20 protein-coding genes and 1 other RNA gene are annotated in these 22,510 nt (G+C 72.7%); 5 read left to right on the top strand and 16 right to left on the bottom strand.

Features of this window, described 5'->3' with window-relative positions; translation table 11 throughout:
- Window positions 1-88 precede the first annotated feature (88 nt).
- From D9V36_RS27520 to D9V36_RS42890, 5 genes are all read right to left on the bottom strand, one after another.
- Window positions 89-1,306, bottom strand: a complete 1,218-nt coding sequence (locus tag D9V36_RS27520) for a uroporphyrinogen-III synthase (protein ID WP_129296108.1) — start codon at window positions 1,304-1,306, stop codon at window positions 89-91.
- Between the two features lie 267 nt (window positions 1,307-1,573).
- The gene (locus D9V36_RS27515) at window positions 1,574-3,115 is read right to left on the bottom strand and encodes a nitrate/nitrite transporter (RefSeq protein WP_241721065.1); all 1,542 of its coding nucleotides are present in this window, start codon (window positions 3,113-3,115) and stop codon (window positions 1,574-1,576) included.
- A gap of 130 nt (window positions 3,116-3,245) precedes the next feature.
- Window positions 3,246-3,563, bottom strand: coding sequence for a type II toxin-antitoxin system PemK/MazF family toxin (locus D9V36_RS27510; protein WP_347239734.1), 318 nt, complete (start codon window positions 3,561-3,563; stop codon window positions 3,246-3,248).
- Entirely contained in the window at window positions 3,560-3,760 is a 201-nt protein-coding gene (locus D9V36_RS27505; protein WP_129296106.1) for a hypothetical protein, read from the bottom strand. The genes D9V36_RS27510 and D9V36_RS27505 overlap by 4 nt, the downstream gene beginning before the upstream one ends.
- A 68-nt stretch (window positions 3,761-3,828) precedes the next feature.
- Complete coding sequence (locus D9V36_RS42890) at window positions 3,829-4,077, bottom strand: hypothetical protein (RefSeq protein ID WP_347239733.1); 249 nt, start codon at window positions 4,075-4,077, stop codon at window positions 3,829-3,831.
- 201 nt (window positions 4,078-4,278) lie between these two features.
- On the opposite strand from D9V36_RS42890, the gene D9V36_RS27495 reads away from it, so the two are divergent.
- Entirely contained in the window at window positions 4,279-4,512 is a 234-nt protein-coding gene (locus D9V36_RS27495; RefSeq protein WP_431357701.1) for a Scr1 family TA system antitoxin-like transcriptional regulator, read from the top strand.
- Window positions 4,509-4,769 carry a DUF397 domain-containing protein gene (locus tag D9V36_RS27490; protein WP_129296105.1) on the top strand — a complete coding sequence of 87 codons (261 nt, stop codon included), beginning with the start codon at window positions 4,509-4,511 and terminating at the stop codon, window positions 4,767-4,769. The genes D9V36_RS27495 and D9V36_RS27490 overlap by 4 nt, the downstream gene beginning before the upstream one ends.
- 48 nt (window positions 4,770-4,817) lie before the next feature.
- Here the strand turns inward: D9V36_RS27490 and D9V36_RS27485 are convergent, their stop codons facing one another.
- A complete protein-coding gene (locus D9V36_RS27485; protein ID WP_241721064.1) occupies window positions 4,818-5,357 on the bottom strand; it encodes a DUF4232 domain-containing protein in 540 nt (179 codons plus the stop codon).
- A gap of 112 nt (window positions 5,358-5,469) precedes the next feature.
- Window positions 5,470-6,444, bottom strand: coding sequence for a LysR family transcriptional regulator (locus tag D9V36_RS27480; RefSeq protein WP_129296104.1), 975 nt, complete (start codon window positions 6,442-6,444; stop codon window positions 5,470-5,472).
- 170 nt (window positions 6,445-6,614) lie between these two features.
- Between D9V36_RS27480 and D9V36_RS27475 the strand changes: the two genes are divergently transcribed.
- Window positions 6,615-7,940: an MFS transporter gene (locus tag D9V36_RS27475; RefSeq protein WP_129296103.1), complete on the top strand. Its 1,326-nt coding sequence runs from the start codon at window positions 6,615-6,617 to the stop codon at window positions 7,938-7,940.
- A gap of 72 nt (window positions 7,941-8,012) precedes the next feature.
- Here the strand turns inward: D9V36_RS27475 and ssrA are convergent.
- The 5 genes from ssrA to ftsE form a co-directional block, all read right to left on the bottom strand.
- Window positions 8,013-8,382: a transfer-messenger RNA gene (gene ssrA, locus D9V36_RS27470) on the bottom strand.
- A 124-nt stretch (window positions 8,383-8,506) separates the two neighbouring features.
- Window positions 8,507-9,004 carry an SsrA-binding protein SmpB gene (gene smpB, locus D9V36_RS27465; RefSeq protein ID WP_129296102.1) on the bottom strand — a complete coding sequence of 166 codons (498 nt, stop codon included), beginning with the start codon at window positions 9,002-9,004 and terminating at the stop codon, window positions 8,507-8,509.
- A gap of 18 nt (window positions 9,005-9,022) precedes the next feature.
- Window positions 9,023-10,243 carry a S41 family peptidase gene (locus tag D9V36_RS27460; protein WP_129296101.1) on the bottom strand — a complete coding sequence of 407 codons (1,221 nt, stop codon included), beginning with the start codon at window positions 10,241-10,243 and terminating at the stop codon, window positions 9,023-9,025.
- A 68-nt stretch (window positions 10,244-10,311) separates the two neighbouring features.
- Window positions 10,312-11,226: a permease-like cell division protein FtsX gene (gene ftsX, locus D9V36_RS27455; protein ID WP_088797900.1), complete on the bottom strand. Its 915-nt coding sequence runs from the start codon at window positions 11,224-11,226 to the stop codon at window positions 10,312-10,314.
- 32 nt (window positions 11,227-11,258) lie between these two features.
- Window positions 11,259-11,948, bottom strand: a complete 690-nt coding sequence (gene ftsE / locus D9V36_RS27450; protein ID WP_129296100.1) for a cell division ATP-binding protein FtsE — start codon at window positions 11,946-11,948, stop codon at window positions 11,259-11,261.
- A 249-nt stretch (window positions 11,949-12,197) separates the two neighbouring features.
- Between ftsE and D9V36_RS27445 the strand changes: the two genes are divergently transcribed.
- On the top strand, window positions 12,198-12,392 hold the full coding sequence (locus D9V36_RS27445; protein WP_088797901.1) for a hypothetical protein: 195 nt from the start codon (window positions 12,198-12,200) through the stop codon (window positions 12,390-12,392).
- A gap of 136 nt (window positions 12,393-12,528) precedes the next feature.
- On the opposite strand, the gene D9V36_RS27440 is transcribed toward D9V36_RS27445, so the two are convergent.
- The 4 genes from D9V36_RS27440 to D9V36_RS27425 form a co-directional block, all read right to left on the bottom strand.
- Complete coding sequence (locus D9V36_RS27440) at window positions 12,529-13,404, bottom strand: hypothetical protein (protein ID WP_129296099.1); 876 nt, start codon at window positions 13,402-13,404, stop codon at window positions 12,529-12,531.
- Window positions 13,405-13,727: 323 nt separating this feature from the next.
- Window positions 13,728-14,834, bottom strand: coding sequence for a peptide chain release factor 2 (prfB, locus tag D9V36_RS27435; RefSeq protein WP_088797903.1), 1,107 nt, complete (start codon window positions 14,832-14,834; stop codon window positions 13,728-13,730).
- Window positions 14,835-15,000: 166 nt separating this feature from the next.
- On the bottom strand, window positions 15,001-16,305 hold the full coding sequence (locus tag D9V36_RS27430) for a serine/threonine-protein kinase (RefSeq protein WP_129296098.1): 1,305 nt from the start codon (window positions 16,303-16,305) through the stop codon (window positions 15,001-15,003).
- Between the two features lie 337 nt (window positions 16,306-16,642).
- On the bottom strand, window positions 16,643-18,301 hold the full coding sequence (locus D9V36_RS27425; RefSeq protein ID WP_129296097.1) for a serine/threonine-protein kinase: 1,659 nt from the start codon (window positions 18,299-18,301) through the stop codon (window positions 16,643-16,645).
- 559 nt (window positions 18,302-18,860) lie between these two features.
- On the opposite strand from D9V36_RS27425, the gene D9V36_RS27420 reads away from it, so the two are divergent.
- A complete protein-coding gene (locus tag D9V36_RS27420) occupies window positions 18,861-22,433 on the top strand; it encodes an FHA domain-containing protein (RefSeq protein WP_129298728.1) in 3,573 nt (1,190 codons plus the stop codon).
- Window positions 22,434-22,510: the final 77 nt, after the last annotated feature.

The following is a 22,510-nucleotide window of genomic DNA, read 5'->3' as shown; positions in this document are numbered from 1 at the left end:
CCCGTACGTGCCCGTGCCGCTCCCCGCCGTACGTCTCCGTGGCACTCCCCGTACGCGCCCGCGTCACTCCCCGCCGTACGTCTTCGTGCTACTCCCCGCCGTACTTGTCCGTGTCCGCATGCGGGTCGAGCGACAGCCGGTAGCCGCGCTTGACGACCGTCTGGATCAGCTTGGGCGCGCCCAGTGCCCCCCGCAGCCGGGCCATCGCGGTCTCCACGGCGTGCTCGTCCCGGCCCGTCCCCGGCAGTGCCCGCAGCAGATCCGCACGGGAGACCACCCAGCCAGGGCGCCGCGCCAGCGCACGCAGCAGCGCCATCCCGGCCGGCGGCACCGGCCGCAGCGCACCGTCCACCACGACGGCGTGCCCGCGGATCTCCAGCCGCCGCCCGGCCACCGGCAACGGCTCCACCCGCCCCGGGAGTTCACGGCACAGCAGCTGCACCAGCGGCCCGAGCCGGAAGCGCTCCGGCTGCAGCGTGGGGACGTCCTCCGCCTGGAGCGGCAGCGCGGTCACCGGCCCCACGCACACCGGCAGCACCTCCCGCCGCAGCGCCGCCAGCACCTCCTCGCGGATCCCCCGCTCCCCGGCCCGGCGCAGCAGCGACGCGGCGGCCGGCGCGCTGGTGAAGGTCACCGCGTCCAGGGTCCGCGAGAGCACCGCGTCCAGCAGCCGGTCGACCGGCCCGATGTCCTCCGGCGGCATCCACCGGTACACGGGGACGCCGACCACCTCCGCACCGCCGGCCCGCAGCGCCTCCACGAAGCCCGGCAGCGGCTCCCCGTGCAGCTGCAGGGCCACCCGGCGCCCGGCGACGCCCTCCTCCAGCAGCCGGTCCAGCACCTCGGCCATCGACTCGGAGGCCGGCGACCACTTCTCGGTCAGCCCGGCCGCCCGGATCGCGCCGCGCACCTTGGGCCCGCGCGCCAGCAGCTCCACCCCGGTCAGCCGGTCCAGCAGCGCCTCACCGAGGCCCCAGCCCTCCGCGGCCTCGACCCAGCCGCGGAAGCCGATGGCAGTGGTGGCCACGACGACATCGGGCGCCCGGTCGATCAGGTCCCGGGTCACCGCCAGCAGTTCGGTGTCGTCCGGCAGCGGGACAATCCGCAGCGCGGGCGCATGCATCACCTGTGCCCCGCGCCGCTCCAGCAGGGCGCCCAGCTCCTCCGCCCGCCGGGCCGCGGTCACCCCGACGGTGAACCCGTCCAGCGGCCGGACGACCGAGGGCGGTGCCGCTGCCGGCCCCGTTTCCGCTTCCGCTTCCGGCGCCGCCGGCTCCCGCTCGTCGTGCTCCTGCTGCTCGTGCATGGTCGTCCCGCTCCGCCCAGAGTGGTGTTCTGCTGTGTACGCCGGTGTACGTGTCGGTACTGCCGGGTGCTGCATGTGCCGCCGCGGCTCGGGCGGCACGAAGTGCCAGGGTGCCAAAACGCCAAAGCGCCACAATGCCAACGGCACATGACGGTCCCGGTCCTCCAGTATTTCCCCGCGGTTACAGCGGGGCGCCCTGCCCACGCCGTACGGGCCGCACACCCACGGCGTGAGGCGGGGCGCCGCACCGGATCCCCCCGCCCGCGCTCACACCTCCGCGTACACCGGCCCCCGCTCCCCGTCCGCCTCAGCCGCTCCGGCCGCCGCATCCGGACCGTCCGGCCCGTCCGCCTCACCCACCACCTTCGCCCGCGCCTGTGCCTGTGCCCGCGCCCCCTGCCCCGTACGCCGCCCACGCACCGCGGGCCGCAGATAGACGCCCCAGGTCACCGCCCCGCACACCAGATAGCAGGCCAGGAACGACACAAACGCCGGGGTACCCGACCCGGCCACCAGGAACGACTGCCGGAAGGCCAGGTTGATGGCCAGGCCGCCGAGCGCGCCCACCGCCCCGATCAGCCCCATCGCCGCCCCCGACAGCCGCCGCCCGTATACCGCGGCCTCCTCCCCCGCCAGCCCGCGGCGCAGCGCCTGGGCATGGAAGATCCCCGGGATCATCTTGTACGTGGAGCCGTTGCCGAGCCCCGACAGCACGAACAGCGCGATGAACCCGGCCAGGAACACCGGCAGCGACCGCTCCGCCGACGCGTAGATCACCACGCCCGTGGCCAGGCCCATCGCCGCGAAGTTGCCCAGGGTGATCCGGGCGCCGCCGAACCGGTCCGCCAGCCGCCCGCCGACCGGCCGGATCAGTGAGCCCAGCAGCGGCCCGAGGAACGTCAGCGACGCGGCCTGCAGCGGCGTACGGACGAACTGGTTCTGCAGCACCAGCCCGAAGGCGAAGCTGAAGCCGATGAACGACCCGAAGGTGCCGATGTACAGCAGTGACATCACCCAGGTGTGCGGCTCCCTGGCGGCGTCGAGCGCCGCCCCGGTGTCGTTCGTCACCGGGGCCAGATTGTCCATGAACAGCGCCGCGAGCACCGCCGCGAGGACGATCAGCGGCACATAGACGGCCGCCACGATCCGCGGATGCGCCGCCCCCGCCGTCCCGATCACCAGCAGCGCCAGCAGCTGGATCACCGGCACCCCGATGTTGCCGCCACCGGCGTTCAGCCCCAGCGCCCACCCCTTCTTCCGCAGCGGATAGAAGGAGTTGATGTTGGTCATGGAGGAGGCGAAGTTCCCGCCCCCGACCCCGGCCAGCGCCGCGACCAGCAGAAACGTGCCGTACGACGTGCCCGGCTCCATCACCACCGCCGCCATGGCGGTCGGCACCAGCAGCATCGCGGCGCTCATCACCGTCCAGTTGCGCCCGCCGAACCGCGCCACCGCGAAGGTGTACGGCACCCGCAGCACCCCGCCCACCAGCGTCGGCACCGCCACCAGGAAGAACTTCCCGGCCGGATCGATCCCGTACTCCGGCCCCATGAACAGCACCATCACCGACCACAAGCTCCAGACGGAGAACCCGATGTGCTCACAGAGCACCGAGAAGGCGAGATTCCGCCGCGCGACCCGCTCCCCCGTCTCCCGCCAGAACCCCTCGTCCTCGGGCTCCCAGCGCTCGATCCACCGGCCGCCCCGCCTCACCCGGCCCTCGGGACGGCCCGCGAAACCGCCGGTACGGCCGCCGGCGGGGGTGTAGTCGGGTGTGTCGCTACGGGTCTCTGCTGCCGCGGCCGTCATCGCGCCTCCCAGGGGTCGGGTCCTGCGCACCGACGCTAGGGAGGCCGGGTTTCCGTACCGTGCCGCCCGGTGACGGGGACGCAACCTTGCACTCACCCGAGACGGCAGGGGGCGGTGAGGGCGGGCCTTGTCAGAGCCCGAGGTAACGCGTCACGGCGTGTTCGACTTCGGCGAGTTCATCCCGGTCGAGATAGTGGATGGGGTCACCGTGAATGAATGAGGTATCAACCGTACGAATCTGATCAACCAGAAACCTCGTGTTCCTCCCTGCCAGTTCGACCTCGGGCCGGAACACCGAGGGCTGCGCACTGGTGGACGTCGGGACAACGGTGGCGACGCTCCACGGCATGGATGTCGGGCTGAGCACCAGGCCGAAACGGCGCCCTCGCTGCTCGTGCCCGCGCTTCGCATCACCGAAGTCGACGCGGTAGACGGCGCCACGGATCACCAGGCGTCCTCTTCCGTGGTCAGGTCCTCACCGGCCAGGCGCTCTGCGTCGCTGCGGGCGTGGGAGAGCCATTCCTCACGCTCAAGGAGCCGCAGCGCACGCCGGATCACGTCGCTGGTTCCCTCGCCACCACGCATGGCGTCCTTGATGATCCGCGCATCCTCTTCGGTGGGCCGAAATCCTATCGTTGCTGCCATACAGGACAGATTAAGCCCGTGTGCAACACCCGTCCAACGGCTGTAGCACACCTTTACCGCCGGGCCGGTCACAGGGTGAACCCACACCGGACGGCCTTGCCTGGCATCCGCTCCCCCACGCCCCGCTTGTCCGCCAGCAGCAGCCCATGCCGGACCTCGCCCACCGGCCCAGCGCCCGTCCGCACCCGCGGCCACCCGTCGCCACTGTCGTGCACCTCCAGCCGCAGCACCCCGCCCGCAGGCGGCCACACGTACAGCTGAAAGCCGCGCCCGGGCGGCACCCCGCGGCGCAGCGCATTTGTCACCGACTCGCTCACACACAGCAATACCGCGTCCGCCGGCTCCCCGACGGCCCCTGTCCGGGAGCACCGCCCGCACAAGCTCCCGCGCCCCCGGCACCGATCGTCGCTCACGCCGGTAGAACCGCTCGCGTGGACAGGGAAGTTGCCTCTCTCCGTTCATACGACGACGGTCGCAGTGTGCAACTGCGCTGCCCAGTACGCGAGCCCGTACTCGTGATGAGTACGGGCACACATAAGGTCACCGGCGCCGGGCTGAACGGGGCATTCGTGCGGCTGGAAACCCCCGAGCACCAACACTTGGCCTATGCCGAGGCGCAACGAAACAGTGAGCTGGCTCCCGACTCCAATGAGGTCAGCGTCCTCGCTCAGAAGCAGGGAATGCTGCGAATGCAGGCCCTCAACGCAGAGGAAACCATGGGCCTGCTGGACCGGCTGCTAGGAGAGCGATGACCCATCTGACGTGGTTCAAGTCCAGCTACAGCGGCAGCGAGGGTGGCAACTGCCTCGAAGTCGCCTACACCTGGCACAAGTCCAGCCACAGCAGCGACGAAGGCGGCGCCTGCGTAGAGGTCGCCGCCCACCCCACCACCATCCACGTCCGCGACTCCAAGGACCCCCAGGGCCCGCACCTGGACTTCTCGCCGGGTGCCTGGGCCTCGTTCACCTCGTACGCCGCAGGTAGCGCTGCCGCCACAACAGCCCCGTAACCGGGGCTACACAACCGGCGCTACGCAACCGGGGCTACGTAACCGGGTCTACTCGGCCGACTCCCGCGGCGGCCCCATCCATATCCGGTTCGCGCAGAGGGTCATCCGCAGGCGCTTGCCCTTCTCGTCCCGTGCCACGACCGCCTGGCGGCCGGGGTAGTCGCGCGGCGCGGACACCACGGCGAGGTCGTTGGTCACCATGGCGGCGTTCGGCGGGGTGCCGACGGGGCAGTCCATGTAGCGCAGGGGGGCCGTGATGGTGCCGCCGCGCGGCAGGTCTATGGGCAGGGTCTTGCCATGGCCCTGGGCGTCCGACTCCGGCCCCTTGCCGAGGTGGACCTCGAAGGCCGGGAATCCGTGGAACACACAGGGCCCGGAACCGCTGTTGGCGATGGACAGCCGGGCCTCGCGCTGTTCCGTGTGCGGGTTCCTCTTCAGGACGGTGAGCGTCCAGCGCAGGCCCTTGGTCGTGCAGCTGGCGTGCAGCGGCGCCATCCGCGCCGAACCGCAGCCGGTCAGGGCCAGTCCCGCCGCGGCGGTCAAGGTCAGCGCGGCCGCCACCACCGCGAGATGTGAACGCCGTCGCACGGCTCTCCCTGTTCGTTCCGGACAGAATTCCTCGCCATTAAGGAAAGAATTCGCGCGCCCGGGGTTGCCTCTGCGGCCGAACCTTCTTCCGGACGCCGCATACGCCAGGCCCTCACCCCCGTACGCCCATCACCCGCACATCCTCCTCCGGAAGCCACCACGCGCTCCCCGGCGGCACCAACCATCCGTGCCGGCCGGCCAGTTCGCGGGCGGCCGCCCGCAGCGCGTCCAGGCCCGGATGCCGCAGGCCACGCCGCCACACCATCGAGACCGGCGAGAGCGGTACGGGATCGACCAGCGGCCGCAGCACCATCCCCGGCACCTCGATGAACTCCACACTCGCCAGCACCGACCACCCCCGCTTGCGCACCACCCGGACGAACTCCTGCGAGCCCTCGATCTCCGGGAACGGCTCGGCGGCCGCAATGCCGCGGCCCGCGAAAAGCCGCTCGGCCAGGTCCGTCCACTCCGCGGTCTGCGGATTCCCGGCGGCCGTGTAAAGCGTCTCGCCGGCCAGGGCGGCGAGGACGACGGCGGGGCGCGCGGCCAGCGGATGGTCCTCGCGCAGCAGGACCGCCATCGGCTCCAGGCGGACCGGCTGATGGTCGAGACCGGCCCGTATGCCGGGCGGCAGCGCCGCGATCCGGCCGAAGGAGACATCGAGGCGGCCGGCCGCCACCTCGGCCGCCGCGCCCGTCAGCCCGCTGTGGAAGCGGGCGACCAGCTCACAGCTGTCCGGCACCCGGTCCCTGGCCGCCTCCAGCACCCCGTGGGCCGTACCGATCGGCACCCCCACATCCACCAGCAGCGGCCGCTCGGGCGCGGCCCGGAACGCACCGGCCAGCTCGTCGTGCGCGGTCAGCACCCGCCGGGCGAGCGGCAGCAGCCGTGTCCCGTCCGCCGTCAGGGAGACCTGGCGGGTGGTCCGTACGAACAGCGCGGCGCCCAACTCCCGCTCCAGGCGCCGGATATCGCGGCTCAGCGCCTGCTGGGCGATGTAGAGCCGGGCGGCGGCGCGGGTGAAGTGCAGCTCCTCGGCGACGGCGAGGAAGGCACGGAGCAAACGCGGATCGATGTCGTACGGCATCGGGTCATCCTGGCAGCAGCGTCCCCTGCCGGCGCGGGCCGAGGGCCCGTACACAGGGCTCGTACACAGGGCTCGTACACAGAGGCCCGCACACACTCACAACACGGGTGCGTGAATGGGTGCTGACCAGGTGTTGGACGGGTGGCAGCGGCGACAGCGACCGTAGGGGCATGATCCTCTTCCTCGCCGCCCGGCCGGTCACCTCCCCGCCCGTACGCCCGACCCCGCGGCGCGCCCGCACCCCCTCCCGCCGCCGTGCCCGCTTCCGTTCCCGCCTCCGCTTCCTCGCCCCCTACCGCCGGATCTTCGCCGTCCCGGGCGCCCGCGCCTTCACCGCCGCCAATCTGCTCGCCCGCCTCCCCATGGGGATGCTCAGCGTCAGCGCGGTGCTGATGATCGCCGGATCGCGTGGCTCCTACGCGCTGGCCGGAGCGGTCACCGCGACCGGGCTGGCGGCGACGGCACTGGCCGGGCCGTGGACCGCCCGGCTGGTCGACCGCCACGGCCAGGCCCGGATCGCGGTCCCGGCCACCGCGCTCGCCGTCCTCGGCTCGCTCGCCCTGCTCCTGTGCGTCCACTACGGCGCGCCCGACTGGACCCTCTTCGCCTGCTACGCGGCCACCGCCACCACCCCCAACACCGGCGGGCTGTCCCGGGCCCGCTGGGCGCACCTCTTCCGCGACGACCCGGCCGCCCGGCACACCGCCAACTCCTTCGAACAGGCCGCCGACGAGCTGTGCTTCCTGCTGGGCCCGGTGCTCGCCACGCTGCTGTGCACCACCCTCGCCCCGGAGGCGGGCACGGCGGTGGCCGCGGCACTGCTGCTGACCGGGGTGCTGCTGTTCACGGCCCAGCGCCGCACCGAGCCACCCGTGTCCCCGGCCCCGGCCACCGGCAGGACCCGCTCCCCCCTGCGGCTGCCGGGGCTGCCTCCGCTCCTGGCCACCTTCCTCGCCACCGGCGCGGTCTTCGGCTCCCTGGAGGTCGTGACGATCGCCTTCGCCGACGGGCACGGCCTGCGGTCCGCGGCGGGCGCACTGCTCGCCCTGCAGGCGGCGGGCTCCTGTGCGGCGGGGTTGCTCTACGGCCTGCGGCGGCAGACGGGCCGGGCCCGTCACCGCTTCCTCTGCTGCACCGCGGCAATGGCGGCCCTGATGCTGCTCCCGCTGCTCGCGGCCACGACAGGGGGCCCGGCGACGCTGGCCGTCGCGCTCCTGCCGGCCGGTATGGCGACCGCGCCGACCATGGTCACCGGCATGGGACTCGTCCAGTCGCTGACGCCGCCCGGCCGGCTCAACGAGGGCATGACGCTCGCCGTGACCGCTCTGCTGGGCGGGATCGCGGCGGGGTCGGCGGGCGGCGGCTGGGCGATCGACCATCTGGGCGGCGCGGGCGCGGCCTACGGGGTGCCCGCGGCGGCGGCCGCCCTCGCGGCGGCCGTTACCCTGCTCGGGACGCGCCGCCGACCGGCCTGCCCGCCGGCGCCCGCCGGCTGACCCGGAACCCGGACCACAAACGACTCAGGCCCCGCCGTCCTGGGACGGCGGGGCCTGGGCCTCACATGGGATGAGTGGAGATGGCGGGAATCGAACCCGCGTCCAACGGTGCGGAAACAGGACTTCTCCGAGTGCAGTTCGCTGCGATTTTCTCGGCCCCGGAGATCACGCGAACAAGTCTCCGACGGGCTCAGCCACTGTTTGATTTCCTCCTAAACCCCGTGACCGGGTCTAGAAGTTTAGTCCCCTAGCTGATGCCAGGATCCGGGTCGGGAACAGCCCCGGGCTGACACTTCGCAAGTCGCTACTTAGGCAGCGAGGGCGAAGGAATCGGGCTTGGAATTGCCGATTGTTGGTTGCGACATATGGTTAACGAGATCATTGCCGCTTCCTCGACTCGCTTCCCCTGCCTCGACATCCGCTGTCGAAACCGATCATCCCCATGTTGATTTATCAAGGTGGTACCCACACCCCTCGTGGGGTGTGCCCCCATCGTACGGGAACACCGTGCGCCGTTGCCAGCGCATTTCCCGGCGGACCGGTCCGGACGGGCCCTTGCCGGCAGATCAGGCCCGCTGCCGGCGCCGGACCGCCGAGATGGCGCGGTCCGTCTCGCGGCGGTCCTGCTGCTCGCGGAGCGTCTGCCGCTTGTCGTACTCCTTCTTGCCCTTGGCCAGGGCGATCTCGACCTTGGCCCGGCCGCCCTTGAAATACAGGGCCAGCGGCACGATCGTGTGCCCCGACTCCTGGCTCTTGGACTCCAGCTTGTCGATCTCGGCGCGGTGCATCAGCAGCTTCCGCTTGCGCCGGGCCGCATGGTTCGTCCAGGTGCCCTGCGCGTATTCGGGGATATGTACGTTGTGCAGCCACGCCTCGTTGCCGTCGATCTGGATGAAACCGTCCACCAGCGACGCCCGGCCCTGCCGCAGCGACTTCACCTCGGTGCCGGTCAGCACCAGGCCACACTCATAGGTGTCCAGAATGTGGTAGTCGTGCCGCGCCTTCTTGTGCTGCGCCACGAGCTTGCGCCCGGGGTTCTTGTCCTTGCCCTTGTCCTTAGCCATAGTGCGGCCATTTTCGCACTACGCCCCGCCCCCGAGGCCACTCAATACTGTGCGGGCCCGTTTCTCCGCCCCGGATCCGACCACGACATCGGGGGTGAGGCCGTCGCCGTCGACATTCCGGCCGGACGGCGTGCGGTAGTGGCCGACGGTCAGCTCGGCGACCGAACCGTCCGCCAGCGTGCTGGGCATCTGCACCGAGCCCTTGCCGAAGGTCCTCGAACCCACCACGAGCGCCCGCCCCCGGTCCTGGAGCGCGCCGGACAGCAGCTCGGCGGCGCTCATCGTGCCGCCGTCGACCAGGACGACCAGGGGGATACGGGTATTGCCGCCGCGCCGGGCGTACAGCGCGCGCTGGCTGCCGCGTACGTCGTACGTCGCGACCAGACCGCCGTCGAGGAAGGCGGAGGCGGTGGCCACCGCCTCGGTGACCAGGCCGCCGGTGTTGCCGCGCAGGTCGAGCAGCATGCCGCCCTGGGGGGAGGCGCGGCGCACCGCCCGGCGGACCACCGCGCCGGTGCCCTTGCCGAACGCCGAAATCTTGACGCGGGTCGGGCCGTGCGCACCGGCAAGGCGGTCGATGACGACGTTGCGGGATCTGAGCCGGGAGCGGTGCAAGGTGTCCGACCAGCGGCGGCTGCCGCGCTGCAGGTCCAGCGTCACGGGGGTGCCGGCAGCGGCGGCGGGCTGACGGGAGCCGCCGGTGGCCACGCCCCGCAGGCGGGCGACGACCTCGGTGACCGGTGCGCCCCGGGACGGACGGCCGTCGACGGCGCGCAGCCGGTCACCCACCGCGATACCGGCGCGTGCGGCGGGGCCGCCGGGCTGGACCCGGGACACCTCGATCCGGCCGTGGGGCGCCTGGCGCACCCAGAGCCCGACGCCGACATAACCGCCGTCCAACTGCGCCTGGAAATCCTTGAACTCGCCCGCGCTGTAGATCGTCGACCAGCGGTCGCCGCTGCGGCTGACGACGTCGGCGGCGGCCTGCGCACCGGACTTGCCGTCCTCGACGGCCTCGGAAGCGGCCCGCTCGACGGCCACGCGGTCCGCGGTGGCGGCCTCGGGGACCCGCCCGCCGGACGCCGCGCGGGCCGGTGCGGGCCGCTCGGCCGCGCCCTCGGCACGGTCGCTCCACGTGCCGGTCGCCGCGCCGGTGGCGAGCACGCCGGCGAGGAACAACGTCAGGGCCGCCCCGCGGCGAATGCGGCGGGGCCGGTCGTACGAACACGGGCCCGGCATGCCGGTGAGTCTAGGGGACAAAAGGGCGCCGTACGGCAAGTTGACCGTACGGCGCCCCTTGGCAAAGCTCACACCTTGAGGTACTTGCGCAACGCGAAGAACGCGGCGAGCGCGGGCATCAGCAGCCCGATCAGGAGGACCAGCGGGAGGACCGCCGCCACCGAGTCCCAGCCGATGAAGTTGACCACCTGGATCTTCTTCGCCAGCCAGTTGTTGATGAGGGCGTACTTGCCGCCGACCAGCAGCACACAGGCGAAGGCCGCGCCCAGCAGCCCCGCGATGGCGGCCTCCAGGATGAACGGCATCTGGATGTAGAAGCTGGACGCTCCCACCAGCCGCATGATCCCGGTCTCCCGGCGCCTGCTGAACGCCGACACCCGGACGGTGTTGACGATCAGCATCAGCGCAACGACGAGCATCAGCGCCATCACGACTATCGCGGCGATGTTCATGCCGTTGAGCAGGTTGAACAGCGGCTCGACGGTGTCCCGTTGATCCTGCACTTCCTGGACACCGGGCCGCTCGGAGAACGCCGACTTGATGACGGCGTACTTCGTCGGGTCCTTGAGCTTGACCCGGAAGGACTCGGGCAGCTGGTCGGGCGTCACCACTCCGGCCACCGGCGTATCGCCGAACTGCTCCTTGTAGTGCTTGTAAGCCTGATCGCTGGACTCGTACACCACCGGCTTCTGCACGATCGGCAGCCGGTCGAGCTCGGCCTTGATGTCGTTCTTCTGCTGCTGGGTGGCCGCACCCTTGGCGCAGTTGGTGCCGGTGTCGGCGTCGTTCTTGTTGCAGAAGAAGATCGAGACGTTGACCTTGTCGTACCAGTAGCCCTTCATCGTGCTGACCTGGTCGCGCATCAGCAGCGAGGCGCCGAACAGGCCCAGCGAGAGGGCTACGGAGACGATGACGGCGAAGGTCATCGTGAGGTTTCGGCGGAGACCGACGCCGATCTCCGACAGGACGAACTGGGCGCGCATGGCGTCCTTTCAGTACTGGGGGCCGTACACGCTTAGTGCTGGTAGCCGTACACGCCGCGCGACTGGTCGCGTACGAGCCGGCCCTTCTCGAGTTCCATGACCCGCTTGCGCATCTGGTCGACGATCTGCTGGTCGTGGGTGGCCATGACCACCGTCGTACCGGTCCGGTTGATCCGGTCCAGCAGCTTCATGATGCCGACCGAGGTCTGCGGGTCGAGGTTGCCGGTGGGCTCGTCCGCGATGAGCAGCATCGGGCGGTTGACGAAGGCCCGGGCGATGGCGACGCGCTGCTGCTCACCACCGGAGAGCTCACCCGGCATACGCTCCTCTTTGCCGCCGAGCCCGACGAGTTCGAGGACCTCGGGAACCGTCTTGCGGATCTGGCCGCGCGGCTTGCCGATCACCTCAAGGGCAAAGGCGACATTCTCCCCCACGGTCTTGTTGGGGAGCAGCCGGAAGTCCTGGAAGACCGTGCCCACCTGGCGCCGCATCTGCGGGACCTTCCAGTTGGAGAGCTTCCCGAGGTCCTTGCCGAGGACGTGCACATGGCCGTGGCTGGCGCGCTCCTCGCGCAGCAGCAGCCTCAGGAAGGTGGACTTACCGGAGCCCGAGGAGCCCACCAGGAAGACGAACTCGCCGCGCTCGATCTCGAGCGAGACGTCCCTGAGTGCAGGGCGGTTCTGCTTCGGGTAAGTCTTGGAGACGTTGTCGAATCGGATCACTGATGCACCACGGTCGACCTGAATAGGGGCACGGTTGCCGAGTTGCGGCTCCCGTCGGTGTGCGTGACCATACGCGAACCTCGCAGGGCGGCCCAGTCGGCGTAGGCGGTTGGTGCGGTTATTCACGGCGCCTACGGGACAAAAGGCGCACAATTTCGCGGGGCGCGCCGTTTGGGCCGTGAGCTGGCACAGTGGGAGAGGGAACCGATGCGCCTCCCGGTGCGTTGGTGCAGTGGAGAAGGAGGTCGCATGACGTACGACCGACTGGTGTGCGCCAACTGCGCGGCCCCTGTGAACGAGGGCCGCTGCCCCGTGTGCCGGGCCAGCAGAGAACGTCTTCAGCAGCAGGCGGGCGGTATCTTCGCCCAGCTCAGCCCGGCGATGCTGGTGGCGCTGATGATCGTGCTGATAGCGCTGGGCGTACTGCTCCACCAGGCCGTCTGACACCGGGCCGCCCGGCATCCGTACGGGGCTTTCCCGCCGACCACCCGTACGGGTCTTTCCGCGGCCGTCACACCAACGCCGAGGGGCCCGGGACGCATGATGCGTCCCGGGCCCCTCCAGCTGTACCGCGCCGGCGTCAGGCCGCCGCGGCGCCGCCGCCGTTCTTGTTGATCAGGCGGGGCAGCACACGGAAGCCCACACCGCCCGCGATCATCGTCGCGGCACCGATCAACAGGAAGGTGGTGCCGGAGGAACCGGTCTCCGCCAGCTCACCGCCCTTGGCCTGCTGCTTTGCCTGGCCGGGCGTGTCAGCGATCTGCTCCTTGCCCTGGCCGGGCTGCTCGATCGGCTTGGTGCCCTCGTTGTCGGTACCGGTGCCGGTGCTGGAGTTGCCACCGGTGGTCTCGTCACCGCCGGTGCTGCCACCGGTGGTGTCGCTACCGCCGGTGGAACCGCCGGTGCTGCCGTGGCCGCCGGTGCTGCCGCCGGTGGTGTCGTGACCGCCGGTGCTGCCACCGGTGGTCTGGTCACCGCCCGTGGTGCCGCCGGTGGTCTGGTCGCCACCGGTCGTACCGCCGGTGGTCTGGTCACCGGTGGTGCCACCAGTCGTCTGGTCGCCGCCAGTGGTGCCGCCGGTGGTCTGGTCACCGGTGGTGCCACCAGTCGTCTGGTCGCCACCGGTGGTGCCACCCGTGGTCTGGTCACCGGTGGTGCCACCGGTGGTCTGGTCGCCACCCGCGGTGCCGCCGATGGTCTCGTCGCCGCCGGCGGTGCCGCCGATCTCGCCGCCGGTGCTGTCGTCGCCACCGGTCGTACCACCGGTGCTGTCGTCACCACCGGTGCCGCCGCCGAAGACTCCGCCGATAATCCCGCCGATGATGCCGCCGCTCTGGCCGCCGGTCTCACCCGGGCTGGCCGCGGAAGCAGCTCCGGCCGCGGTGAGCGACGCACCGGCCGCAATCACTGCGCCGGCCGCAATGCGCGCTACGCGCAGCCGCGTCTTCTTCGTCATGTACTGCTACCCCCAGTAGCTGAACTCGTCATGGGTGCAGCGCTGCACGGGGCGACGAGCCGATGCCGGGGTGCACGAGCTTCCGCTCCGTACCGCGGCCGAGCCGCTCAGTTCCCCGTTCCTACACGCGCCCCAGACATACGCATGCCGCGCTCAGCCTTCCCAGTTCGGCCACCCTCGTCAAGGTCGAATAAAGGCCCGATGACCGAATTGGCAAGCAGTGGGCGGTACATGGACATACGACTGTGACCAAACCGCCACAGCAAAAACAACTGCCTCCCAAAGGGAAGCAGTTGTTTCACTTTCGGACAGGCCGTGGCGCGTTACTTCTCCTGCTGCTTGCGCCAGCGGATGCCGGCCTCCAGGAAGCCGTCGATGTCGCCGTCCAGCACCGCGCTGGGGTTGCCGACCTCGAACTCGGTCCGCAGGTCCTTGACCATCTGGTACGGGTGCAGGACGTAGGAACGCATCTGGTTGCCCCAGGAGTTGCCGCCGTCGCCCTTGAGCGCGTCCATCTTGGCCTGCTCCTCCTGGCGGCGGCGCTCGAGGAGCTTGGCCTGGAGGACGTTCATCGCGGTCGCCTTGTTCTGGATCTGCGAGCGCTCGTTCTGACAGGAGACCACGATGCCGGTGGGGATGTGGGTCAGCCGGACCGCGGAGTCGGTGGTGTTGACGCCCTGGCCGCCGGGGCCGGAGGAACGGTAGACGTCCACCCGCAGCTCGGACTCGTCGATCTCGATGTGGTCCGTCTGCTCGACGACGGGCAGCACCTCGACGCCGGCGAACGACGTCTGGCGGCGGCCCTGGTTGTCGAACGGCGAGATGCGCACCAGGCGGTGGGTGCCCTGCTCGACGGAGAGCGTGCCGTAGGCGTAGGGGACCTGGACGGCGAAGGTGGTCGACTTGATGCCGGCCTCTTCCGCGTACGAGGTCTCGTAGAGCTCGGTCTTGTAGCCGTGCCGCTCGGCCCAGCGCAGATACATCCGCTGCAGCTTCTCGGCGAAGTCGGCGGCGTCCACGCCACCGGCCTCGGCGCGGATGTTGACGACCGCCTCACGGGAGTCGTACTCGCCGGACAGGAGGGTGCGGACCTCCAGCTCGTCGACCGCCTTGCGGACGGCGGTCAGCTCGGCCTCGGCCTCGGCCCGCGCGTCCTCGTCGCCCTCGGCCTCGGCGAGCTCGAAGAGCACCTCGACGTCGTCGACCCGGCCGCGCAGGTCCTCGGCCTTGCGCAGCTGGCCCTGGAGGTAGGACAGCCGACTGGTGATCTTCTGTGCGTTCTCCGGGTCGTCCCACAGGGACGGCGCCGCGGCCTGCTCCTCGAGCACGGCGACATCGGCCCTCATCTTGTCGAGGTCCAGGACGGCCTCGATCGACCCCATGGTCGAGGAGAGGGACTTCAGCTCTTCGGATACATCGACGACTGCCACGCACCCAGCCTAACGGCTGCCGCCGTCAGCGTGACCCGGCCCCGGCAGGTCGGACCTGCCGGAAACCGCGGGCGGTGGGTCGCCCGCAGACCGGGCGCGGCCCCGCACACCGGGCGGTAACGGGGCCGGGCGGTCGTTTCCGGGCCCTTCGGCGGCGCGGCGGGCCCTACGGGGTGCCGGGGTCCGGCTGCTGGACGCCCGGTGTGGCGTCCCCCGCCGAGTCGTCGCCCGAGGCCAGCCAGCCGCCCAGACCGGCCGCCACGACCACCGCGGCGGCGGCCGCGCCGAGCCTGATCCGGCGGCGGCGCAGCGCGTCCGGCGACGAGCGGTGCCGGGCCGAGCCCGCCCGGCGCTCCCCCGCGGCGCGCGGAGCACGGGCGGTGCCGTGGGCGCCGCCCGCCAGCTCGTCCGGCCCGGGGACCCGCATGCTGGTGTGCGTGTCCCGGTTGGAGTCGGGGACCGAGCCCTGGACCAGCGGGACGGCGCCGCGCGGCGGGGTGGCCTCTGCCGGGTGCGGGGACGAGGGGAACGGCTCCTCGCGGGAGGCGGCGGTCTCCTGTTCCTCCTCCGGCTGCTCCTCCTCCGGCTCGTCGATGTCCAGCGGCGGGATACCGGCCAGGCCGGGCAGCAGCTCGCGCAGCCGGGCGGCGAGCTCGGGGGCGCGCAGCCGGGAGGCCGGCGCCTTGGCCAGGCACTGCAGCAGCAGCTGCCACAGCTCGTCGGGGATGCCGGGCAGCGGCGCCACGCTCTCGGTCACATGGCGGCGCAGCACCGCCCCGGGGTGCCCGCCGCCGAACGGCGTGAACCCGGCCAGCAGCTCGTACAGGACGGTCGCCAGCGCATAGACGTCCACGGAGGCGCGCGGCGGGAGGCCTTCGATGATCTCCGGGGCGAGGTAGTCGGGGGTGCCGATGACCTTGGCCGAGCGGAGCGATCCCGAGCTCCCCCCTGCCGGGGGCTGGAGGGTGCGGCGCGGCGAGTCGACGAGCCGGGCGATGCCGAAGTCGGTGAGCAGGGCGGGGTGCGCACCGCCGGGGCCCAGCGGCCCCTGCATGTCCAGCAGCACGTTCTCGGGCTTGACGTCGCGGTGCACGATCCGGGCGGCGTGCGCCGCGGCGAGCCCGTCGGCGACATCGGCGGCGATCGCGACGGCGGCCTCCGGGGCCAGCCGGCGTTCGCGCTCCAGGCGGGTGCGCAGATCGGTGCCGCGGACGAGGTCCATGACCAGCGCCAGGTCGTTGCCGTCGACGACGAGATCGCGGACGCCGACGACATGCGGGTCCTCCAGGCTCAGCAGCGCCGCCCGCTCCTGTACGAAGCGGCCGACGAGTTCCTGGTCGGAGGCGAGATCCTCACGCAACAGCTTGATGGCCACGGCCCCTTCGGGACCCTCGCCCAGCCATACCGTGCCGGCACTGCCGCGCCCCAGGATCTGGTGGGCGGTGTACCGGCTGCCGATCTTCCGTGCCAAGACTGCTCCGACGTGTCGGGCCCCCGAGCATCCTGCGGGGGCTGAGGTTGGCGTCAAAGCTACGCGGGTGCCAGGGGGTTCCGTGCCCCGGAACGTGGCAACCTTCACTTCTGTGAGCGAAATTGACCGTCAGAAGTCGATAAATCCACTGGGTGGGTTCGCGGGCGGGTTGACGGAGCGGTTCATGGCGCGGTTCATGGCGCGGTTCATGGGGTGGCTCATCGGGCGATTTACGGCACGGGCCCGGCCCGCCCGCGGAGAGGCGGGCCGGGCCCGTCGATGACCTTCCGGAACAGGTCCGGAGTGCCCGCGGCGGTGAGCCCGCGGGCGGACGGCGTCAGCCGCCGAATTTCTGCACGAACTGCTGCACGCTGTGGAAGACGTGCCCGACCTGCGAGAAGAAGCCCCGCGTCGTGCCGATCCACTCCTGGAGCGGGGTCAGCTCCCAGACCAGCCAGGCCGCCACGAACAGCAGGATCAGCGTGAACAGGCAGCCCTTGAGGCAGCCCAGACCCGGGATCTTCATCGGGTTGGCGCTGCGCTGACGGGGCTCGCGCCGGGGCCGGGGCTCCGGCTCGGGCCGCCGCTGCGGTTCGTGGCGCTGCGGCGGCGGCTCCTGGCGGCGCTGGGGGGCCTGCGGCTGCTGCTGGGCGTACGGCGCCGGAGCGGGCTGCCGGTACTGGGGCTGCTGCGGGCGCTGCGGCGGCTGCTGGGGAGCGGCCTGGCGCTGCGGGCGGCGGCGCAGCGGGTCCTCGGTGGGATCCAGATACTGCACCTGGGTCTGCTCGTTGCGGTCGCGCGCGGCCCGCATCTGGGATTCCCAGGGGTGGGGGTTGTCGGGGTTGTACGGTCCGCCGGCCGGTGCGCCCATGGGCATCGGCGGCATGGCGCGGGTCGGGTCGGCGCCCGGCCCGCCGGGACCGCCGTGGCCCGGACCGCCCGGGCCACCCGTGGACGGGAGCACGCTGGTCGCCGCGGCCGGGTCGTACGAACCGGCACCGGAGGGGAGCACCTGGGTGGGGTCGGCGTCGCCGCCGCCCTGGCTGCCGTCGGCGCCCGTTCCGGGGACGGTCGCGGGCGCGGGGTCGGGGGCGAGCAGCGCGGCGACGCCGAGCGCGGCCTCGGCGGCGGCCGGGGTGGCGTGTACCCCGATACCGTCCGCCACGGTGCGCAGCGCCCGGGCGAGGTTCTCGGCGCTGGGCCGCTCCTCGGGGCGCTTGCGCAGACAGCGCTCGATGACCGTCCACAGCGGCTCGGGGAGCGTGCCGGGGCGGCGCGGCTCCTCGCTGAGGTGGCGGTGCAGCACCTCCAGCGCGGTCGACCCGGCGAACGGCGGACGGCCGGTGACCAGCTCGTACAGCAGGATGCCGGCGCCGTAGATGTCCACGGCGGAGGTCTGCGGACGGCCCTCGGCGGACTCCGGCGCCACATAGGCCGGGGTGCCGACGAATTCGTGGGTGCGGGTCAGGCCCGGGGAGTCGGCGAGGCGGGCGATGCCGAAGTCGGTCAGCATCGGGTGCATCTCGCCGCTGCCGTCCGACCCGGCGAGCAGGACGTTGGCGGGCTTGAGGTCGCGGTGCACCACCCCGTCGGCGTGGCTGGCGGCCAGCGCGTCGGCGATCTGGGCGGTGAGCAGCGCGGCGGCCACCGGGCTGAAGGGGCCGCTGTCGCGCAGATAGCGGTGCAGGTCGGGGCCGTCGACCAAGTCCATGACCAGGGCGAGCAGATCGCCCTCGACGACGAGGTCGCGGGTGCGGACGATGTTCGGGTGGGTGAGGCGCAGCAGGACGGAGCGCTCCCGCAGGAAGCGCATCACCACGTCCGCGTCGTGCGCCAGCTCCTCCTTGAGGACCTTGATCGCGACCGTCTCGCCGGGCTCTCCTGCCACGGCGGCCTCGGCGCCCGCCGTCTCCCGCTGGCGGGCACGCCAGACGGTGCCCGTGGCGCCGCGTCCCAGCGGCTCCTCGAGCAGGTACTTGCTGCCTACCGGCCGCACGTCATGCGCTCCCTGGTCGTGGTGGTTCTCTTGCCCGGCCCGCCGGGTCAGTTGATCAACTCCGCTGATCCACTCCGCGCGGCCCGTCCGGCCCACTGTAATGCCGTCGTACAAACTTTTCGGTGCGGCGGCCCGGGACGGGCTTGTGGGAAAGACGCAGTGGGGGAACGGATGGTTGCCTGCCGCGTGCGGCTGGTACCCGGCACCGCCCGCGGCATTCCGCCCGGGACCGTTCCGCATTCCGGCTGGAACCGTTCCGCATTCCGCCCGGGACCGTTCCGCACCCTTCCGAGCTGACCACGGCGGTCGAAATCCGGCCGGGCACGGCACGCAAGCAGGCACTTTTTCGCCCTTAGAAGACCAATCAAGATCACTGAATGGCGGTCGGCGGGCGTGTTGTCAGTGGCAGGTGCGAGGATGCACCCAGCACGATGCGGTGGGGGCGCGCGGTCTTTGTCGCGACGTGCACTTGGGACTTGTTCGTGCCGACGTGCCCGGGTGCGGTGGGGGGAGTGAGCGGTCCCCCGGCGGATCCCGGCAGAAGGGACCGTTGACGGCGATGCAGATCCGGCTGACCGTCCTCGGGCCGCGCAGCGGCCACACCACACGGACCTGCGACGTGCTCGTGACGGCCCCCGCCGGGACCGCGCTGGCGGCGGTGGCGGGCGCGCTCGCGGCCTCCGTGGCGGGCTCGGGCGCGGACGTCGGCGGTCCGGGCGGCGGCCCCGTGGTGCTGTACGCCGGGCACGAACGGCTCGATCCGCAGCGCGCGGCGCTCGGCGAGCCGCCGCTGATCGACGGCGCGGTGCTCTCCCTCCAGGGCCCGGGCCCCGCCCCGGCACACGGCCTGCCGCACGGCTCCGCCCGCCTGCGCATCGTCTCCGGCCCTGACGCCGGCGGGGTGCATCTGCTGCACGGCGGCCAGATCCGCATCGGCCGCTCGGCCGACGCCGACGTGCCCCTCGACGACCCCGATGTCTCCCGGCTGCACTGCGCCGTGACGGTCGAGCCGGACGGCGCGGTGTACGTCGCCGATCTGCACTCCACGAACGGCACCGTCGTGGACGGCACCGACCTCGGCGAACGACCCGCGCCCCTGCGCCCCGGCGCCCTGCTGCGCATCGGGGAGTCCGCCCTGCGCCTGCAGTCCGCGCCCGCCTCCCCGGACCCCGCCCTGCCGACCGCCCCCGACGGCGAGGGGCATCTGCGGATCGCCCCGGGCACGGCCGGTGCGCACCCGGACGCGGCGGCCGGGCAGGCAGCGGCGGTGGCGGGCCGGACGGGGCGCCATGGGGAACACCGGGCGTACGGGGAACACGGGGCGTACGGGGAACACGGGGCGTACGGGACGCTGTCACCGGGCCCGCGAGGAGCCACCTCCACCGCGGAGGGGGCGTACACGGGGGCCGGCGCGCGCGCCCGGGTGGCCGGTGACGCGGCCGCTTCCGCGGCGGCCTCCGCCGCCACCGCACCGGACCAAGCGGGGCGGCGGGACACCCCCCTGCGCGGCACCCCGGCCCGGTACTCCGCCCCCGGCCACAACTCTCCTTCCGGTGCCGCCGCGGCTCCCGTCCCGGGTGCCTCCACGGGCCATGTCTACGACCGCACCACCGCCGCCGGCCCGGCGGGCGGCTTCGGCCCCGGGGTCCGGGAGCACGGCGACGCCGTTCCGGCCGGTGCACAGGACCGGACCCACGGCGGGCAGCAGTCTTTGGCACCGGAAGCCTTGGCAGCGGAGTCCTTGGCAGCGGAGTCCTTGGCACCGGCCGACGAGGGATCCCGTAAGGGCGGGCGGCGGGGTGGCATCGGCGCCTGGGCGCGGCGGCTGGCGGGCGGCCGGCCCGCCGTGGAGCGGCCGGACACGGCCCTCGCACCGGAGTACCCACCGGCCGGCGCCCCCAGTGCGGCCTGCGCGGACACCGCCGGGGGCGCCCCGGCGCCGGAAGCGCTCTCCGGTCCGGCCGCCGACGAGCGCTGGCCGGATGCCGCAGCGGTCCTGCTCACCGCGCTGGGCCCGGGGCCCCGGCTCTGGGAGCGCGGCCCGGACCACCCCGACGCCCTGACCGTCCGGCTGGGAACCGCCGCCCGGCACGGCGGCCGGGCCGCCCTGCCCGTCACCGTCGATCTGCGCCGGGCGGGCTCCCTCGGTCTCGCCGGGCCGCGGGCGCGCCTGACCGGGCTGACCCGCAGCGCCCTCGCCCAGCTCACGGCCCTGCACTCCCCCGGCACCCTGGAACTCGTACTGATCAGCGCGGACCGGGCACGCCCGGCCGAGGAACGGGTGGCGGACTGGTCCTGGCTCGGCTGGCTGCCGCAGGTCCGCCCGGACCGTGGCCAGGACTGCCGGCTGCTGCTGGCGTACGACAGCGAACAGGCCGCGGCCCGTACGTCCGAGCTGGTGCGCCGGCTCGACGACGGCCCGCTGGGCCCCGGCTGGGCGGACGCCGAGCGGGCGGAGACCGCCTCCGCCGCCGCCCGCCACCAGGGCCCGTACACCCTCGTGGTCGTCGACGGCGACCCCGGCACCTCCGCGCTGCGCGAGACCACCGCTCGGCTCGCCGCGGGCGGCCCGGCGGCCGGTATCCATCTCCTGTGCCTGGCCGAGACCCCGGCCGCCTCCCCCGCCTTCCCGCTGGCCGCGACGTACGAGGCGGCCCGGGCGGCCTCGCCCGCCTTCGGCGAGTGCGGGGCGGTGGCGGTGCTCAGCGGCGATGTCGCCACGGCGCTGCGCGTCGTCCAGCCGGGCTCCGGGCCCAACGGCACGGTCGCGACGGTGGACGCGGTCTCCGGCGCCTGGGCCGAGCGGTTCGCGCGGGCGCTGGCGCCGCTGCGCGAGAGCGAAGGGGCGGCCGCGTCCGGGGGCCGGACGGCGCCTCGTGCGGCCGTCCCGCTGCCCGACTCCGCCCGACTGCTGGACGAGTTGGGGCTGGCCCGCGCCACCCCGGCGTCCCTGATGGCCCGTTGGGCCGCCGCGCTGGACACCGACCGGCCCGGCGCCGCCGCGGTGCTCGGTGCCGGTCCGCACGGCCCGCTGTGCGCCGATCTCGCCGCCGACGGCTCGCATCTCGTCCTGGAGGGCGCGGCCGCCACCGGAAAGACCGAGCTGATGCGGGCGATGGCCGCCTCGCTGGCCGCCGCCGACCGCCCGGATCTGCTGTCGCTGGTGCTGGTGGACGGCGGCGGCAGCGAGCGCGGCGAGGGACTGCGGGTCTGTACGGACCTGCCGCATGTCACGACCTACCTGGCCGCCTCGGACCCGGTCCGGATGCGGGAGTTCGCCCAGGCGCTGTCCTCCGAGCTGAAGCGGCGGGCGGAGATACTGGCCGGCACCCCGTTCGCCGAGTGGCGCGCCAAGCATCTGCCCGCTCCCCGGATCGTCGCCCCGCGACGCCCGGCCGAGAGCGGCGACAGCGAGCGCAGCAGTCGCGAGCATCGTGATTACGGAGAGCACAGAGAGCAGGAACTGACTACTCTCCGTAATCGTTGCCGTGAAAGAGGAACGGACGGCGGCACAGCGGCGGACCCGTCCACGACCGGAACCCTCCGCCTGCGCCCCCGCAGCACACCGCCCGCCGCCGGCCCGGCAGCCGCGGAAGGCGCCACCGACCAGGCCCCGCCGATGCCCCGGCTCTTCGTGCTGGTCGACGACTTCGACGCCCTGGTGGCCCCGGCGCTGGGCAGCACCGGCCGGCCCGCCGCCGGCTCCGTGGTGCGCGCGCTGGAGGCGGTGGCCCGGGACGGGGCGGAGCTCGGCGTCCACCTGATAGCCGCCACCGGTCATCCGGACCGTACGGCGGAGACCGCGACCAGCGAACGGGCCGGTCTGCGGGTCCGGTTGGGCGCCTTCGACGATCCGTCCGAGCCGGTGCCCACCGGCCGCGGACGGCTGCACCGCGCGGTGGACGGCTCCTCGACACCGTTCCAGGCGGGCCGGGTCACCGGCCGGATACCCCGGACCTCCACCCTCCGGCCGACGGTCGTACCGCTGGAGTGGCAGCGGATGGGCGACCCGCCGGCCCGGCGCCCGCTGCGCGAGCTGGGCAACGGCCCGACGGACCTGGCCCTGCTGGCCAGCGCACTGCAACGGGCCGCCCAGTCCTCGGGGGCGGCATCGGCTCCGCCGCTTTTGTGAAGCGGGTGGGTTGAGCGTGAAACCGGTTCGTTGAGCGTGAGGCGGGCGGGTTGAGCGTGAAGCGGGTGGGGCGGCCT

Origin of the sequence: Streptomyces lydicus, assembly GCF_004125265.1 — a bacterium.
GTDB classification, from domain to species: Bacteria; Actinomycetota; Actinomycetes; order Streptomycetales; family Streptomycetaceae; genus Streptomyces; species Streptomyces lydicus_C.
This window is presented reverse-complemented; position numbering and strand designations above follow the sequence as displayed.